Below are 16,998 nucleotides of genomic sequence, written 5' to 3' on the forward strand. Positions count from 1 at the left end.
CAATTTTATTCAGGACCTTCGTCATGAAAACATTAGGCGAATTCATCGTCGAAAAGCAACAAGATTTTCCTCATGCAACAGGTGAGCTGACTTCTTTATTATCAGCTATCAAACTGGGCGCTAAAATTATCCATCGTGATATTAATAAAGCTGGACTTGTCGATATTCTTGGCACTAACGGTGTTTCGAATATTCAAGGTGAAGTTCAGATGAAGCTTGACCTGTATGCAAACGAAAAACTGAAAGCGGCTTTAAAAGCACGCGGAGAAGTCGCCGGTATCGCCTCTGAAGAAGAAGACGAAATTGTCATTTTCGAAGGAGACCGTGCAGAAAACGCAAAATATGTTGTTTTAATGGACCCGCTTGATGGTTCTTCGAACATCGATGTAAACGTTTCCGTTGGAACAATTTTCTCCATTTACCATCGTATTACACCGATTGGTCAACCGGTTACAGAAGCCGATTTCCTGCAACCAGGTAATCGCCAAGTGGCTGCGGGCTACGTGGTTTATGGTTCATCAACAATGTTGGTTTACACCACTGGTGTTGGTGTTCATGCGTTTACTTACGACCCATCATTGGGCGTTTTCTGCTTATCTCATGAAAAAGTGATGTTCCCCTCCGAAGGGAAAATGTACTCCATCAACGAAGGAAACTATATCAAGTTCCCGATGGGTGTTAAAAAGTACATTAAATATTGCCAAGAAGAAGATAAAGCAACAAATCGCCCGTATACCACTCGTTATATCGGTTCTTTGGTTGCAGACTTCCATCGTAACTTGCTCAAAGGGGGAATTTATATTTACCCAAGTACCGCAAGCCATCCAAATGGAAAACTGCGCCTTCTGTACGAATGCAACCCAATTGCATTTTTAGCAGAGCAAGCCGGTGGTAAAGCCAGTGACGGAGCAAACCGCATTTTAGATATCATGCCTAGCGAATTACACCAACGCGCACCGTTCTTTGTCGGAACTGAGTCGATGGTAGAGAAAGCAGAATCATTTATGCGTGAATTCCCTGACACGGAATAATCTAATTCATTAATTATAAGGCGGGGCTTCCCGCCTTTTTTATTCCTTTTTTTCACCAACTAGTGAGTTTTACCCCTCTTTACGGCTATAATGTTCCCCACGCTATCTACCCGAGTATTTAATTTGTCTGAAGGCCGCCATAAATGTGATGCCCTCCAACAAGTTAGCAAGGGTAAATTCATTATTCACACAAAGGATACATTTAAATGGGCCTGAACAATGTACCGGCAGGTAAAGATCTGCCAGAAGATATCTATGTTATCATCGAAATTCCAGCGAACGCAGATCCTATCAAATATGAAGTTGATAAAGAGTCTGGTGCGCTGTTTGTAGACCGTTTCATGTCAACAGCGATGTTCTATCCATGCAACTATGGTTACATCAACAACACCCTGTCTCTAGATGGCGACCCAGTTGATGTATTAGTCCCAACACCATACCCATTACAACCAGGCTCAGTCATTCGTTGCCGCCCTGTTGGCGTACTGAAAATGACTGACGAATCTGGTGAAGATGCAAAATTAGTTGCTGTTCCGCACACTAAATTAAGCAAAGAGTACGATCACATTAAAGATGTGAACGACCTGCCAGAATTACTGCGTGCTCAAATTACTCACTTCTTTGAACATTACAAAGACTTAGAAAAAGGTAAGTGGGTTAAAGTTGATGGTTGGGAAGATGCTGCGTCTGCAAAAGCAGAGATCATCGAATCTTTCGAACGCGCTGCAAAAAAATAATCTCCCTCTCGGAACATTATGAAAGCTCTGGTTAATACCAGAGCTTTTTTATGGGCCCTAACAAGCCAATTCGTTGATAAAAAACGCCAGCAATATTGCTGGCGTTTTTTATTTTTACGACTCGATAGTGGTTATTGAGCCGTTATACTTCTTCATCACGCTTCAGCCAATCGCCACTTTTTATTTGGCGTAGACCATCAACAGAATGTTTATACAGATAAATCCAAGCGTTGCCATACGGCGTTGAGATGAGCTCCCTCACATAGTCTTGAGAGTTTTTCTTTAACTCATCTAACTCTGTCAAAATGGACGGGTTGATTCGATAAACCTCGCACTCTATTGCCCCATCTCCTTTGACAACCGCAGGATAATATCCAAGATCATACAGTTCATAGCCTTCTAGCTTATGCTCACCGAGTAGCTGAGCATAAGTCATCCAGTGATGATTTCCTTGCTTTTGTCTTAAGCTGCCATAAACAATTACACGCATAATCTAAAACTCAAATTGGTAGAGGAGATCCAATGCCTGATTAACACCAGACACAGCTTCTAAATACAGTTTTGGCATCAACCGATAACGTAAAGTTAACGTCGCCAATGAGTCAAAGATACCAACTCCATACTTCACTTGTAAATCATTAGTGATCTTACCACTTACAACGACTTGAGAACCATCCCCCACACCTTGGGTATCGACGGCTAAATCAGAGACTCCAAATGTCTCACCTATTTTACCCACGAGTTGCCCACTTTGTGCTACACCTAAGCCTATTAACATAGATGTCATTTGTGAACCATTTGCGTCTCCACTATCTAAGCCCTCTCCTCTTAATAAATAAGACAGCGCTTCTTGTTGTGTTTTCGCCGGTTCAGAGAATATTTCTACTTTCGGTTTATCCGCAAGCCCTGTGACCTTCACCCCAGCAATCACGCCATCTGCCGTGTTGTCTGGGTTACGAATGGCTTCTAAGTTTAAGAATGGTTGGTCCGCAGGGCCTGAGAATTGAATTTGGCCTTTACGGACAATCAAATCTTGCCCATAAGCACGGAAACGACCGGCTGGAATATCCACTTGGCCATTGATGTGCAAGCCATGGATATTCTGAACCACTTTCAATAAACCCGTCAGGCGCGCTTTTAAGCCAAACGCATCCAATCGAACATCATTACCAATTTTAATATCTAAATTGGTCTGAATAGGAATGGACGGCGCTTTTTGTTCAATTGGCTGCAGGTTGCTATCTAGCATCACCACATCCGATGATGGGCTTACCGCCGACTCAGGGAGTTCTTGAACAGTAATTCGTGCCCACGGAATATTGACGGTACCGTTTAGCGTGAGTACCGAAGGTGATGCATCAAATACAATGTCCGGTTGAACATCAATTTGGATCATCGGCGGTAAAGAAACTCGAAGGTTATTACCTCGTGCCATGACTTTTGCTCGCCATGCATTAACATTGCGCCAATCTGCATCACCATCAATGTTCAGATAGCCTTCTGGCGTGTTTATCTGACCATTCATTACTGAGCTTGTGCCGTTGAAATTAATACCTAAATGACCACTTTTGATATCAAACGGGATCATTGCCGATCTCACTTCTAAGCTCGAAAGCGCTAAATTACCATTTAATAATGGGTTATTCGCTGACCCACCTAAACGTAAGTTCGCACTCAAGCGCCCATTCGCCACTTCCTTCTGGCCCAGCAACGGCTTGATTAAATCTAATGTCACTGAATTGATTTCAACATTACCCGACAGTAAGCGGCGCTTTTCAATATCAGAAATTTGAATATTGCCGCGCATTTGGCCATTATTCGTTAGCCCAAACAACCAGTTAAGGTCTGCCTTGCCATTTTTCAAGCCCGCGCTTAACGTTAAGGTATCAAAAGCAACAGGTAAACGAGTGCCATCCACAAACTGAACCGCTTTGACATCATTTCCTCGCAAGTCCAACTTCACTTGCGGCATACTGCCATCTGCTTTCCAAATCGCATTGGCTTTACCCGTAAATACGCCGCTGACTCGAGTATCTTGTGGCATAAACGGTTTGATCATCGCGAGGTCAAAACGTTCTAGCACGATATCTGCGCTACCACTTTTACCTGCTTTAATCGGTTTTGGTACACACAAACGGGCATTCGGGTTAACCCAACAATGGCTGCCGATAGTCACTTCTTGAGTTTGGTTAGCATAATTGAGTGACATCGCTTGGTTTAAGCGCCATTCACCCACCACCGTATCAAATAAGGTATTGGTTAAATTCCCTTTCCACACTTCAGTCTGCCGGTCAAAACTACCTGCTAATGCTAATTGCCCAGAAACCGGTTCGCCCTTCATGTTCAACTTGAGCGTGTGCTGTTTTTCACTTCCTTTCGCGTCTAAAGTTAGGTTATTGACGACAAGATCACCTTGCTTCAACTGACGAAGAACAACGGATAAATCCCCTTTAATTTGCTCGCCTGTTGCTACATTTCCTTTGATAACAACATTCTCGATAGCAAGGTCATCCTGCCACTTCACGCCGCGTGCCGTAAGGTCAACAAGGGCTTCTGGTGTCTGTAAATTACCACGCAATTTCACATCACCGGCAATCACTCCCCCTAAGCCGGGTAGCAAGCCATTGAGAGCAGGGGCATTAATTTTGGCATCAAGGTTCCATTTATCGGCAAGAGAGCCTTTTACATCGACATGGTTTTTACCCAGTGCCAAATTAAAGTTTGGAATATCCCATTGACCAGCTGCGTTACCTTTGGCTTTACCGCGTGCTTTTAAGAGGTTATTTTTAACATTGCCGTCTAAAACAATTTCAGGAATATCCAACTGCCAACTACCGCCGTATAAACTTCCGCGCGTGGCAATTTTACCTTCCACTTTAGCAGGCCATTCAGGGTACTGTTTGGCAGTATTAATACCTGAAAGGGTCAATACTGCATTCCAACTAATTGCCTTGCTCCAGTCCGCAACGCCAGTAATATCAGCATGACCTTGCAAAGCAGCTAAACGTAAGCGAGTTAAATTAATTTGCTCTTCATTACCTTTCGCATCTAATAGCAAGGTCGAAGGTGGTAAATCCTGCCCAGTGATAGCTGAACGTACAGACATGTCATAAGCGGATGGGCGGCCATTTAGGCGCAGACGTGTCCCATCGAGTTGGTATTGTGCTTCCCCCACTAACGGCCACGTTAACTTATCACTTTCTAGTGTGAGTAAAATCGGCAAGTCTACTTGGGACAAATCCGTTTCTGCATCTAATTTTGCATTAATTGGCCCATGTAAGTTCAAGGCTAATTTTAGCTCATCAATCAAACCACCTTTTAAGGAGAGGTCTATTTTTTGCCCATTTAAATCTTCTAAACGGCTTTCCCCCACGACTGATAATGAGACTGGCCATTTATCTTGCAAGGTTGCCGAGCCAGATAACGCAATATTCCCCTGCGGTGCATCGACTTTTAACTGTTTAACGAGGACTTGTTGTCCTTGATTTGAAAAACTCAGGTGCAATTGGTTAATTTTAAGATCAGCCGCCCCCGTTAACTGAAAATTCGAAGCATTAATGCCATTAACATTTAAATCAATCGGTAAGATAACTTCTGGTAATTCAGCAAGTAACGGTTTAGAAAATAGTGCTTTTAATTCGTCTGCCAATGATTTTTGTTCATTAATCGGAGTTGGGTCTGGCTGTTTCTCTTCAACGACGGCATCTGATTTGGTTTCAGGTAAATTAATCGCTAAATCAATGATATCAGTTGGAATGATCGTGATCGCTTTCCCTTCCCACGTTACCCCTGTGGTAAATTTCGCTAAATCGATGTCCATGCCATCCACATTGACGTGAGTTGAAACCAAAGCCAATTGATTCAAACGAATGGTCAAAGGTGCCTTGAGTTCAGTCAGTGGTTCAGATGGTGGCGTTTCTTCTGAAGGGGGGAATTGGGTGGTATCGACAGTCACAGTGACATTTTCCGTGCCTAAGTTGTCGACACATAGCTCACGGCTTGTTAAACAACCTAGACGTACCGCTAAATTTAATTTCCCTACATTAACATCAACGCCTGGCATTTGATATTTAACGCCACTTAGCGTTAAGTCACTAATATCACCGTCAATTTTATCAATGGTTAATTCAGGAACAAAACGTGTCGCTGTATTTAATGCAAAGTGAAGACCTGATTGCGTTCCAATCACCCAACTGAGTGCGGCAACAACCAGAACAAGAATTAATAAAATGGAAAGACTGGTCCATTTTAGCCACTTCAACCACCTCATAGCTCAGTCCCCAAGCCGATATAAAACTGTATTTTGTTGTTATCTGGATCGCCAATAGGTTTGGCTAAATCTAATTTTATTGGCCCAACCGGTGAGACCCAACGGATACCGACTCCCGCCCCCGTTTTAAAATCATTATCCTTAAAATTATCAACGGCTTCACCACTATCAATAAAGGTCGCACCCCACCAATTCCCAGTAAAGTTATATTGGTATTCCACAGAGCCTACAGCCAATTTTGATGCCCCTGTCAGCTTACCTTTACTATCTTCTGGAGAGATTTTTTGATAGCCATATCCACGCACACTGCCATCACCCCCCGCAAAGAAGCGTAAGTCCGGTGGAACCTTATCGAAATCATTGGTTTCAATCCAACCGATATTTCCACGAACAATAAAGCGATGACCTTCCCATGGCGTTCTGATCCACACATTTTTAGCTTGTAGTACCGCAAAATCGATGTCTGAACCCCAAATTTTATTCGAGTAATCAATAGAGTAACGTTGGCTATCCCCCCATGTTGGCATCACACCTCCACGTTGGCGAATTCGGCTCACATAGGCCCCGGGATACAGCAACATCGTCGTATTCGTCACGTTGGCTTGGGTAAAGTTACTCAGCATCCAACGCATATTCACACCATATTGCCAACCGGATGAATAATCCCAGTTACGAGACACATTCAAGGTTGTTGTATTCGCTTGCGTATCATTTAAATCTGTCCGTTTAAAGCCCCCTTGAACCGCATAATATTGCTCAAGTGGGTTCGCTTTTAATGGAATTTTATAGCTTGCATCTATTAATTGTTCTGGTTGGGATAAACTAATATTTGACGTTAAACTCTGCCCACGAGAGTTAATCCAAGGCTTATTCCATGTCGTTTTAACGCGAGGGCCTACATCTGTTGCATAACCCCCACCGAGCTCAATAAAATTTTTGGCTCTAGGCGTCATCACCGCTTCCATCGGTAATTCATAGGAGTTATCTTTTCGGGCACTCACGATACGCGGAGTCACAATCGCAGAAGAGAACCACCCTGTTTCAGCTAATCGGCGGTTAAATTCAGCAAGTTGCTCTGATGTGTAGTATTCCCCTTTTTTGAAAGGCGCAAGGTTGTTCAGATAATCTTCACGGATTTGTGAGCCTGAATAAGAAATGGCGCCAAACCGATAACGTTCGCCACTGTTAAAATCAAAATCCCAATAAGCCGCATGGTGGTCAAGAGAAATACCCAGTTGGCTTTTCTCCATCATCGCATCAAAATAACCTTTGCGAACGGCTAAACTGCTAAAGCGCCCTTTAAATTCTTCGTATTCACCATCATTTTGAACTGTATCGAGCTTTGGCGTATATTGTTTGAGCATCTTTTCATAGTCAGGGTCCGTTTTAGCGCCACCTTGCAATTCAACATTCACCCCTTTTAATAAAATAGGTTCCCCAGGAGTGACTTTGGCGGTTAAAACAGAACGAGCAGGCGGTGTTTTTTCTTCATAGCTAAATTCAACCGTGGGTTGGTAATAGCCTAAAGGCTTTAAACCTTCTTTAATTGCTTTCTCAACACGGGCTCGAAAACGACCGTTTGGCACAACTTCATCTTGCGATATATTAGACAGTTGTACACGAACGTTTTGATTAAGTTGTCCTTCAAGGCCTTCAATATTAAGACGAAGATTAGCTGCGTGTACCACTGGCACTGCCGCAGTTAGGCAGAGAAAACAAATTAGAGGGTATTTCGACACGCCTACTCCTAAGGTGATTGTTCGATTGACTAAATACTTCATATCAATTTATTTTGAGTAAAATTCGCCATAGACACAAGTTTTTATCCCTATTTTTAGATTATTTGTGTAGTCACTATATATAGGAATCATTATGCCTTTTAATAAATTTCACTCTGCAAGTATTGCACAACCTCTGCCCGGCAGAGCAACTGCTATGACCTACTCACCATATCATGCGCTTAACCATCATTCGATTGAGATTATTCCTAAGAATATGGAAGTTGCGTATTTTGCCATGGGCTGTTTTTGGGGAGTTGAACGATTATTTTGGCAGCAAGCTGGGGTTTATTCAACTTCTGCGGGGTATTGTGGTGGTGTGACCCCTAACCCAACCTACGAAGAAGTTTGCTCAGGACGAACTGGCCACGCGGAAGCAGTACGGGTTGTTTTTGATCCGCAAGTTATCAGTTACTCCCAATTATTGACGTTATTTTGGGAAAACCATGACCCAGCACAAGGCATGCGCCAAGGGAACGATATGGGCAGCCAATATCGCTCTGCCATTTATACTGTGTCAGACGAACAAGATAAGCAAGCGATGGACACACTGCAAGCTTACCAAAATGCAATGAAAGCGCAGCATGACACTCGTGTAATCACGACCGAAATAGCGCCATTAGACACTTTCTATTTTGCCGAAGATTACCACCAGCAGTACTTACACAAAAACCCGAATGGATATTGCGGATTAGGAGGAATTGGTATCTGTTTACCACCCTCGTTAAACAATTAAATCAATAAGTTATTACAGTGAGTTCATCTTCCCAACCATTCAAGCTGCTTTTCAATATGACTTAAAGCAGCCTGAATGATGATGAATATCTAGGCAGATAAATCACCTCAGTGCTATACTAATGCAACATATCAACAATTTGCGCATATCGCGCAATATATATTTGCATACTCAATATATTTAAATACACGAGACTATGCCTTCAGAGATTTTTGAATTTTATGGATTCTTCCTTTGATTGGCTGGATAACTTATGCTCAACAGTTTATTAATTGTTCTATTATTATGTGCAATCAGCGCATTCTTTTCTTTGTCAGAAATTTCTCTGGCGGCTTCCCGCCGCATTAAACTTAAACTTATGGCCGATGAAGGCAACATTAATGCGGCTCGCGTGCTTAAATTACAAGAAATGCCGGGAATGTTTTTTACCGTCGTTCAAATTGGTTTAAATGCCGTTGCTATCCTTGCCGGTATTGTGGGAGAGTCTGCTTTTTCTCCAGCTTTGTACGATATCTTTATTCAATTTTTATCGCCAAGCTGGGCTCAGCAAGTTTCATCAGTACTGTCGTTCACCATTGTGACGAGCTTGTTTATTTTAGTGGCAGATTTAACACCTAAACGTATCGGTATGGTAAAACCTGAAGCCATTGCGATTCGCATTGTGAATCCAATGCGCTTCTGTTTAGTGGTACTGGGCCCATTCGTCTGGTTTTTTAATGGCCTTGCGAACCTCTTTTTTAAGTTATTCAAATTACCGACGTCACGTAATGAAGATATCACTTCTGATGATATTTTTGCGGTCGTTGAAGCGGGTGCTGTAGCGGGTGTATTACGTAAGCAAGAACACGAATTAATTGAGAATGTGTTTGAGCTGGAATCACGTACTGTGCCATCAGCCATGACCCCACGTGAGAGCATTATTTATTTTGACAAAGATGAGTCAGAAGACAGTATCAAACATAAAATTTCAACCCAACCCCATTCTAAGTTCCTAGTGTGTGCAGGGGATATCGATCATGTTATCGGTTATGTTGATTCAAAAGAATTACTTAATCGCGTGCTCAATGGGCAGAGCTTAAGTTTAAAAGATGGTGCTCACATTAGAAATACGCTAATGATCCCTGACACTCTCTCATTATCAGATACCTTAGAAGCATTTAAAACAAACGCCGTCGATTTTGCTGTTATTCTTAACGAATATGCATTAGTCATGGGTATCATTACCATCAATGATGTAATGATCACTTTAATGGGAGACTTAATTGGTCCAGGACAAGAAGAGCAAATCGTGGTACGTGATGAGAATTCTTGGTTAGTTGAAGGTGGAACACCGATCGAAGATGTGATGCGCATTTTGGATATTGATGATTTCCCTGACTTTAGCAACTATGAAACCATCGCAGGGTTTATGATGTACCGGTTAAGAAGAATGCCAAAGCGGACAGATTATGTGAAATATGCGGGATACAAATTTGAAGTTGTCGATATTGATAATTACAAAATTGACCAATTACTCGTAACTCGTCTTACTACGGTGCCATCACCTGTCGTTGTACAGCCCGGAAAAAATACTATTGAAACGGCTGACGCAAAACAACAAACAAAAGATACTGAACATTAGTGCTTGATGGCGAAGCCGTTTCTTTCAATGCGCCACCCATGTGGCGCGTTGTTAACCAAAACATTCTTGATTAACCTACCCCATTTCTGCCTGCAATAATGAAACCTGTTTGTTGACCTCACTCATCACATTGTAATGGCGCTTATCACTAATTTTAGGTGGTAGAATTTTCCCATAGTTAAACTCAAATGCCCCAAAATCCTTAATATAGAGCCGGCCACGGAATAGCGTTTTGACGTAAAGAGCAATCTTTGATGGGTTATAACGGTTAAAAATTTTCATTAGAACTTTGCCTCCCCTTTGTTCTTACGATATTCAATAACTCATACCGTACAATAATCATAGACCAGAAATTTTCACTTTGGTTCTAAAATTGCAGTTTTATTCAATTTACTGACATAACATGACACTGTAAACTAACTGTTAAAACCCTATAAACATTATTTTTATTCTGAATTTTAAAAAAATGTTAAATTACCTCTTGCAACTCATCCGATGAGCTATGCTATAAATAGTAGTAATCAGACAAACCGTTAGGCTCACATGACAAAATAATCAATCAAGGGGCTGTTATGATAAGAAATTATTTACTTTTAATATGCTTGCTAGGGGCATCAGCGATAGCTTCTGCTGCAAATATTCAATTAAACCAATCTGTTCCTACCATTTCTGTCACCGACAAAGGTGAGCTTGTCATAAATAATGAAGGGAAGTTGGATTATCAACCGTGGAAAAGCCAACAGCTCGTTGGAAAAGTACGGACAATTCAACATATTGCTGGCCGTTCTTCCGCAAAAGAGCTCAATGCCCCTTTAGTTGAAGCCATCAAACAAGCCAAATTCCCGCATGATACCTATCAAACAACAACAATCATTAATACTGATGATGCAATGTTCGGTACGGGTGTATTTGTTAAAAATAGTGTTGAAGATAGCAAAAAAGAGTTCCCTTATTCACAATTTATTGTTGATAGCGAGGGTACGGTGAAGAGTGCATGGGGTTTGAAACCAGAAAGTTCAGCAATTATCGTATTGGATAATCAAGGAAAGGTGTTGTTTTTCAAAGATGGTGAATTAAATCCCCAAGAAATTCAAAAAGTCATTAGTTTGTTAAGCTCATCACTAAACCAATAAGGTCAAACTTTTACTATTATGTAGTGTGCGTAATTTCGCACACTACACCTACAATTCAGTCTATCTCTATTACGTCAAAAATAGTGAGTTATGCTAAAATACCCTTACATTAAACATGCATAATTATGATTGTTTTTTTCATAAATAATCATGACTAATGTGCGCATTATCACGCTTTAGTTTCATTCCAATACACTTTGGCGCAAAACCCGCCATTAGTGCCATGAGTAAAAATAACCTGCAAATGATGCAATTGCGCAATCCGCTTAACAATAGAGAGTCCTAAACCACTCCCTGTCTTTTCTTGTCCTGGTGGACGATAAAAACGCTCACCTAGACGCTGTAAAACTTCAGGTGTCACACCATTACCATCATCTTGAATTTCAAGGTGGTCAGCATACAAAATGATCTCTACTCGCCCAGCTATTTTTCCATAACGTATTGCATTATTGAGTAAATTTCTCAGCAACGCATTGAGTAGTAATGGCTGACCTTGAAAATCAGGGGGACGACTTATTAAGGTGTTTATTATCGTTGTTTGCTGCTCTTGAGCTTCGGGTTCAACATCCTTTATTGCTGTTTCAATTAATATGGGCCAAGATACCGCCGTAATATCATCAAGTTGCGAGGATGACTCTAACCGAGACAACATGAGTAGTTGGTCAACAAGCCTTGTTGCCCTATCAATACCTTCCGATAAATTAGCTACTGCATGATTACGGATATCTGTATTATTCCCCGCAATTTGTACCACTTCCGCCTGTACTCTTAACGCTGCGAGTGGGCTACGTAATTCATGAGCGGCATCCGATGTAAATTGTCGCTCGCGAGCAAACATGTCATTAATACGGCCAAATAGCACATTCATGGAGTCAATAATGGGTCTTACTTCGCTGGGGATGCGCGTTACTTGTACTGGGGCTAATTCATCTGGCTTTCGGTGATATAGCTGCTTTGCTACATCCTTCAATGGACGTAAAGCACGTGTGAGCAGCCATAAAAATAGCAATAACATAATTGGCAAAGCCATCAACCAAGGCATAAATTGTGCAACCATAATATCGGTCGCCATTTCTTGCCGGTACTCCCACTCTTGACCTACTGCAATAACATATTGGCCATCCTGAGATTTTAACCACACCAAACGCCAAGGGTCGTCACTTCCTTGGAGCATCCCATCGGTAAACCCTTCTCGCTTAAATTGGTAGACAATATCTCTACCGTTATCACCGTCGTTTAATACCATTTCGCCATTCTGTGAAAAGATAGCAAATGCCAATGCATCGTCATCCTGATGGCCACGGTTCTTGCGCAATAATTTTTTGGTTTTAGTCAGGGAAGGCCGGCTCAATTCAAAGTCTGATGGTAAAACAGATAGCCGTTTAGCAAACGCCATTTGCTGGGTATCAAATAGCTCATTAATCGTTTTATAGCTTTGGTACCACGCTAACGAACTGGCGATCCCCCATGTCAGCAAAGCCAACAGGAGCAGCATTAAAGTGAGTTTCAGCCTAAGACTAAATGTCTTCATCATTTCTCATCACCTAATCGATAGCCAACACCATGAATGGTTCGAATAAACTTATTACCTAATTTACGCCTTAAATGGTGGATATGTACCTCAACAGAATTGCTAGAGACCTCTTCATCCCAGTTATACAATTTTTCTTCAATTAAAGGACGAGAGAAAACTTTATTTGGGTTATGCATAAATAAAGATAGTAAGGCAAACTCTTTACCCTTTAGCTGTACAGGTTCGCCTTGCTGTGTCACTGTCATTGCAATCGGGTCCATTTCAACATCACCATGTGTAAGCTTAGACGACAATTGCCCACTTCGACGACGGATCAACGCTTGTAAACGTGCCATAACCTCCATTAAAGCGAAAGGTTTACAAAGATAATCATCAGCCCCTTGTTGTAACCCTTGAACACGTTGATCCAGTGCATCTCGTGCCGTCAAAATCAAGACAGGTTCATCACGCCCCTCCTTGCGCCAATATTTTAAAATATCCATGCCATCAATATTTGGTAATGAAAGATCGAGTACAACAGCATCATAGGGTGCATCAAATAAAGCGATTTGCCCTTGTTTACCGTCCATAAACCAATCAACCGTAAACCCTAGCTGTGTTAATCCCACTTTTAGACCATCACCAATTAGCCTGTCATCTTCAATTAATAGAATACGCATAATATCCTCCACCTCAGCATATTATTATATTTATCCCATCAGTCTTGAGATGACTAGCTATAATTAATAAAATTAAAAATATAATTCGTTAATTATGTTTCTTAAGATCCTGTTAAGATTTACTTGGTTTAATACCCTCCATACAAACAACAAGTTCATGTCCATTTGGAGATACTGATGATGAAAAAATTACCTGTAATCGCTTTAGTTGCTGCACTCGCAAGTGCGCCTGTTTTCGCTGCAAATGGTGGATTTGATGGCCCAGGTGCTGCCACAAATACAACGACTCAAACGACTCAAACGGGTGGTTTCATCGGCCCAAATAGTGGGGAAATGACGGTCGCAAAAGCACTTGATATGTCAGATGATAGCTGGGTTATTTTACGTGGTAATATCGTTAAACAACTCGACAATAAACATTATGAGTTCACTGATGGTACTGGCACCATTAATTTAGAAATCAGTGAAAAGCGTTGGAACGGTATCAACGTAACGCCAAAAGACAAAGTTGAAATTCGCGGTAAAATTGATAAAGACTGGAATTCAAGAGAAGTCGAAGTTAAACAAATCCAAATCATTAAATAATTCACAGCTTTACAATGGGATCTGCTTTAAAGTAGGTTCCATCTAAATCCTATTTCATACAGAAATTAACAGTGTTAAATTAACAAAATCATTTTTGCTTACTAAGGCTGCTTAATGACTGTAAAACTCCCCAACATACGTAATATTCGAGAGAAACTGCTTTCAGACAATTGGTATATTTTAAAAAAATATACTTATGAGTTACAACGACGAGACGGTAGTTGGCAACAACAAGAACGTGAAGTCTATGATAGAGGCAATGGTGCCGTTATTTTGTTATATAACAAAATAAAGAATAGCATTATATTAATTCGCCAATTTCGTATGCCAGTCTATATAAATGGCTATTCTGATTTTCTAATTGAAGCTGCCGCAGGTTTACTCGAAAACGCCTCACCAGAAACACGAATTATTGCTGAAGCCGAAGAAGAAACGGGTTTTAAAGTCGATAAAATTCAAAAAGTTTTTGAAGCCTTTATGAGCCCAGGCTCTGTCACCGAAAAACTCCACTTTTACATCGCTGAATACAGTGATAATAATCGTCAAAACGCGGGTGGTGGACTTAAGGAAGAAGGCGAAGATATTGAAGTTTTAGAGTGGCCTTTCTCTAAAGCCATTGATGCGATTAAAACGGGAGAAATTGTTGATGGTAAAACCATCATGTTGATCCAATACCTCGCCCTAAACGCTATTCTAAAATAGCTAATCCAGCTCTGATAGCTCATAATGATAAAATAAAGTCATAGTGAGCTTTCCTACTTTTTATCAATCATTAAACGAACGATAAAAATAAAAACAATCGTAAAAAGATAATCAACTTTTATTATTTTATTCTTTTATTAAAAAATAAAACCATAATTCCAAGATAAAACATATTTCACTTTGACCTATCCGCTAAAAAACCTTAAATTTAAATAATATTTAATTTTATTTATCATCATTTTAAGAGTCTTATTTTTGTATCCAATTAATATCAAATAATTGTTATACACTACAATCGGTGATTAAGGAGCTAAATAAAATGATACGCTGCGTTCGTATGTGGATAGGAGAAGATGGAAATTCTCTATTTGAAGAAGGCACTCTTGAGCTCAATAATGTCACAGGAGGAGATAGCCAAACCTCCGCCATTGCAGCCAGTGAACTGACCTTCCGTGAAACAGTTTCCGGCGGTTCTTTTGATTGGCATCAAGACCCTGTTCCTCGTTATGTCATTACCCTTTCCGGCACTTTAGAATTCGAAACTAAAGATGGTTCTAAATTTATCATCAATCCTGGTGATATCTTACTTGCGCAAGATAATACAGGAACCGGCCATAAATGGCGGCTTATTGGTGATGAGCCATGGCGTCGTGCTTATGTTGTCTATCAAGAAGGTACCAATCTTAGCTTTACTCCAACAAAAAAATAGAGGCCATCATGAATAAACCGATTGCTGAAAATGTCGATATTGCTCTCATCGGCGCAGGGATCATGAGTGCAACGCTTGGTACATTTCTCAAAGAACTAGAGCCTTCGCTAACGATTGCTGTTTTTGAAAGGCTAAACGACTGTGCCCAAGAAAGCTCCCATCCGTGGAACAATGCGGGAACAGGTCATGCCGCTAACTGTGAGATGAACTATACTCCACCAAACCCAGATGGTACGGTGGATATCAGTAAAGCGCTTGAAGTCAATACGGAGTTCGATCTCTCTCGCCAGCTTTGGTCTTATCTAGTCACCAAAGGTAAAATTAAAGATCCACGTGACTTTATTCACCCATGCCCACATATGAGCTTTGTTTGGGGTGAGGACAATGTAAAATTCTTAAAACAACGCTACCTACAGATGTCAGCTCACCACTGTTACCACAATATGGAATACAGTGATGATCCAAAACAGATCAACGAATGGGCACCACTGATCATGGAAGGCCGTGATCCTAAAGAAGCGATTGCGGTTACCCGTGTTAATACTGGTGCTGATGTTGATTACGGTGCACTAACGCATTTATTAATTGCACAATTAAGCGAACAATCCGGTTTTTCAATTCACTATAAACATGAAGTCATCGATGTTAAAAAGACCCCCGATGGCAGATGGAATATTGAAGTTAAAAATCTACTCACGCATGAAAAAACGATCACTTCCGCGAAGTTTGTGTTCGTTGGTGCAGGCGGGCGGGCAATCGAATTACTGCAGAAATCTGGGATCCCTGAAGGAAAAGGGTATGGTGGATTCCCTGTTAGTGGTATCTGGTTGCGTTGTGATAACGAAGAAATTGCTTCTCGCCACCATGCAAAAGTTTATGGTAAAGCAGATAAAGGCTCACCACCAATGTCTGTTCCACACTTGGACACTCGCATTATTGGAGGTAAACGTTCTCTATTATTTGGGCCTTATGCCGGTTTTTCGAGTAAATTCCTTAAGCACGGCTCTTATTTAGACCTGTTTGAATCGGTTAAATTGAATAACATTGAACCAATGCTTGCGGTTGCGAAAGATAACTGGTCACTCGCAGAATACTTAGTAGGCCAAGTTCTGCAAACTTCTGCTCACCAATTTGCCATGTTGCAACAATTCTACCCAGAAGCACAGCATGAGGATTGGAAAGAGGTGGTTGCAGGGCAACGAGTACAAATTATTAAGCCTGACCATGATAAGAAAGGGGTTTTAGAATTTGGTACAGAACTGATTACCAGTGCGGATAAATCATTTACTGTATTGATGGGCGCATCTCCGGGGGCCTCCACTGCGGCATTTATTGCACTAAATGTATTAAAAACCTGTTTTGATGACCAACTCAAAGCCGATGGATGGGAAACACGTTTAAAAGATATCATTCCAACCTATGGGATTGATTTAAAAACGGATGCAAAAGCCTGTTTAGATATTCGTACAGCTACTGCCAAAGTGCTGAAACTAGATAATTAGT

General features: G+C 41.1%; 15 protein-coding genes. 9 read left to right on the top strand and 6 right to left on the bottom strand.

Annotation, left to right across the window (positions count from 1 at the left end; translation table 11 throughout):
* Positions 1-23: 23 nt before the first annotated feature.
* Together fbp and ppa are read left to right on the top strand one after the other, a co-directional pair.
* Entirely contained in the window at positions 24-1,031 is a 1,008-nt protein-coding gene (fbp, locus tag PR767_RS04485; RefSeq protein WP_004907443.1) for a class 1 fructose-bisphosphatase, read from the top strand.
* Between the two features lie 206 nt (positions 1,032-1,237).
* Positions 1,238-1,768 carry an inorganic diphosphatase gene (ppa, locus tag PR767_RS04490; RefSeq protein WP_004905951.1) on the top strand — a complete coding sequence of 177 codons (531 nt, stop codon included), beginning with the start codon at positions 1,238-1,240 and terminating at the stop codon, positions 1,766-1,768.
* A gap of 142 nt (positions 1,769-1,910) precedes the next feature.
* Here the strand turns inward: ppa and PR767_RS04495 are convergent, their stop codons facing one another.
* From PR767_RS04495 to tamA, 3 genes are read right to left on the bottom strand one after another with little or no spacing between them, the layout of a single operon-like run.
* Complete coding sequence (locus tag PR767_RS04495) at positions 1,911-2,258, bottom strand: gamma-glutamylcyclotransferase family protein (protein WP_110731586.1); 348 nt, start codon at positions 2,256-2,258, stop codon at positions 1,911-1,913.
* A gap of 3 nt (positions 2,259-2,261) precedes the next feature.
* Positions 2,262-6,038 (bottom strand): autotransporter assembly complex protein TamB, encoded by a 3,777-nt coding sequence (gene tamB / locus PR767_RS04500; RefSeq protein WP_272519942.1) that lies wholly within the window; start codon positions 6,036-6,038, stop codon positions 2,262-2,264.
* Positions 6,035-7,777, bottom strand: coding sequence for an autotransporter assembly complex protein TamA (gene tamA / locus PR767_RS04505; protein WP_004907439.1), 1,743 nt, complete (start codon positions 7,775-7,777; stop codon positions 6,035-6,037). The genes tamB and tamA overlap by 4 nt, the downstream gene beginning before the upstream one ends.
* 133 nt (positions 7,778-7,910) lie before the next feature.
* Between tamA and msrA the strand changes: the two genes are divergently transcribed.
* Both msrA and PR767_RS04515 read left to right on the top strand, forming a co-directional pair.
* Positions 7,911-8,552 (top strand): peptide-methionine (S)-S-oxide reductase MsrA, encoded by a 642-nt coding sequence (gene msrA / locus PR767_RS04510; RefSeq protein WP_272519943.1) that lies wholly within the window; start codon positions 7,911-7,913, stop codon positions 8,550-8,552.
* Positions 8,553-8,805: 253 nt separating this feature from the next.
* On the top strand, positions 8,806-10,173 hold the full coding sequence (locus PR767_RS04515; RefSeq protein WP_109912130.1) for a hemolysin family protein: 1,368 nt from the start codon (positions 8,806-8,808) through the stop codon (positions 10,171-10,173).
* Between the two features lie 75 nt (positions 10,174-10,248).
* Here PR767_RS04515 and PR767_RS04520 read toward each other — a convergent pair whose 3' ends face one another.
* Positions 10,249-10,455, bottom strand: a complete 207-nt coding sequence (locus tag PR767_RS04520) for a DUF1107 domain-containing protein (RefSeq protein WP_109912131.1) — start codon at positions 10,453-10,455, stop codon at positions 10,249-10,251.
* A gap of 290 nt (positions 10,456-10,745) precedes the next feature.
* On the opposite strand from PR767_RS04520, the gene PR767_RS04525 reads away from it, so the two are divergent.
* Entirely contained in the window at positions 10,746-11,306 is a 561-nt protein-coding gene (locus PR767_RS04525) for a YtfJ family protein (RefSeq protein ID WP_272519944.1), read from the top strand.
* Positions 11,307-11,475: 169 nt separating this feature from the next.
* On the opposite strand, the gene qseC is transcribed toward PR767_RS04525, so the two are convergent.
* Entirely contained in the window at positions 11,476-12,837 is a 1,362-nt protein-coding gene (qseC, locus tag PR767_RS04530) for a quorum sensing histidine kinase QseC (RefSeq protein ID WP_272519964.1), read from the bottom strand.
* The gene (gene qseB / locus PR767_RS04535; protein ID WP_272519945.1) at positions 12,837-13,499 is read right to left on the bottom strand and encodes a quorum sensing response regulator transcription factor QseB; all 663 of its coding nucleotides are present in this window, start codon (positions 13,497-13,499) and stop codon (positions 12,837-12,839) included. The genes qseC and qseB overlap by 1 nt, the downstream gene beginning before the upstream one ends.
* A 180-nt stretch (positions 13,500-13,679) precedes the next feature.
* Here qseB and PR767_RS04540 point away from each other — a divergent pair, with 180 nt between their 5' ends.
* The 4 genes from PR767_RS04540 to mqo all read left to right on the top strand — a co-directional run bounded on the left by PR767_RS04540 (position 13,680) and on the right by mqo (position 16,997).
* On the top strand, positions 13,680-14,084 hold the full coding sequence (locus tag PR767_RS04540; protein ID WP_115168329.1) for a YgiW/YdeI family stress tolerance OB fold protein: 405 nt from the start codon (positions 13,680-13,682) through the stop codon (positions 14,082-14,084).
* Positions 14,085-14,198: 114 nt separating this feature from the next.
* Positions 14,199-14,786, top strand: coding sequence for a GDP-mannose pyrophosphatase NudK (gene nudK / locus PR767_RS04545; protein WP_004907428.1), 588 nt, complete (start codon positions 14,199-14,201; stop codon positions 14,784-14,786).
* Between the two features lie 319 nt (positions 14,787-15,105).
* Positions 15,106-15,495 (top strand): cupin domain-containing protein, encoded by a 390-nt coding sequence (locus PR767_RS04550; protein ID WP_272519946.1) that lies wholly within the window; start codon positions 15,106-15,108, stop codon positions 15,493-15,495.
* 8 nt (positions 15,496-15,503) lie between these two features.
* Positions 15,504-16,997: a malate dehydrogenase (quinone) gene (mqo, locus tag PR767_RS04555; protein ID WP_109912134.1), complete on the top strand. Its 1,494-nt coding sequence runs from the start codon at positions 15,504-15,506 to the stop codon at positions 16,995-16,997.
* The last annotated feature ends 1 nt before the right edge of the window (position 16,998 follow it).

Origin of the sequence: Providencia sp. PROV223, from assembly GCF_028479245.1 — a bacterium.
Taxonomy (GTDB): domain Bacteria; phylum Pseudomonadota; class Gammaproteobacteria; order Enterobacterales; family Enterobacteriaceae; genus Providencia; species Providencia rettgeri.

Bases quoted from the DNA above. Each gene is read 5' to 3' on its own strand.
- PR767_RS04495 (WP_110731586.1), bottom strand. From the start codon at position 2,258: ATGCGTGTAATTGTTTATGGCAGCTTAAGACAAAAGCAAGGAAATCAT.
- ppa (WP_004905951.1), top strand. From the start codon at position 1,238: ATGGGCCTGAACAATGTACCGGCAGGTAAAGATCTGCCAGAAGATATC.
- msrA (WP_272519943.1), top strand. From the start codon at position 7,911: ATGCCTTTTAATAAATTTCACTCTGCAAGTATTGCACAACCTCTGCCC.
- PR767_RS04515 (WP_109912130.1), top strand. From the start codon at position 8,806: ATGCTCAACAGTTTATTAATTGTTCTATTATTATGTGCAATCAGCGCA.
- PR767_RS04540 (WP_115168329.1), top strand. From the start codon at position 13,680: ATGAAAAAATTACCTGTAATCGCTTTAGTTGCTGCACTCGCAAGTGCG.
- PR767_RS04520 (WP_109912131.1), bottom strand. From the start codon at position 10,455: ATGAAAATTTTTAACCGTTATAACCCATCAAAGATTGCTCTTTACGTC.
- qseB (WP_272519945.1), bottom strand. From the start codon at position 13,499: ATGCGTATTCTATTAATTGAAGATGACAGGCTAATTGGTGATGGTCTA.
- PR767_RS04550 (WP_272519946.1), top strand. From the start codon at position 15,106: ATGATACGCTGCGTTCGTATGTGGATAGGAGAAGATGGAAATTCTCTA.
- nudK (WP_004907428.1), top strand. From the start codon at position 14,199: ATGACTGTAAAACTCCCCAACATACGTAATATTCGAGAGAAACTGCTT.
- tamB (WP_272519942.1), bottom strand. From the start codon at position 6,038: ATGAGGTGGTTGAAGTGGCTAAAATGGACCAGTCTTTCCATTTTATTA.
- qseC (WP_272519964.1), bottom strand. From the start codon at position 12,837: ATGAAGACATTTAGTCTTAGGCTGAAACTCACTTTAATGCTGCTCCTG.
- fbp (WP_004907443.1), top strand. From the start codon at position 24: ATGAAAACATTAGGCGAATTCATCGTCGAAAAGCAACAAGATTTTCCT.
- PR767_RS04525 (WP_272519944.1), top strand. From the start codon at position 10,746: ATGATAAGAAATTATTTACTTTTAATATGCTTGCTAGGGGCATCAGCG.
- mqo (WP_109912134.1), top strand. From the start codon at position 15,504: ATGAATAAACCGATTGCTGAAAATGTCGATATTGCTCTCATCGGCGCA.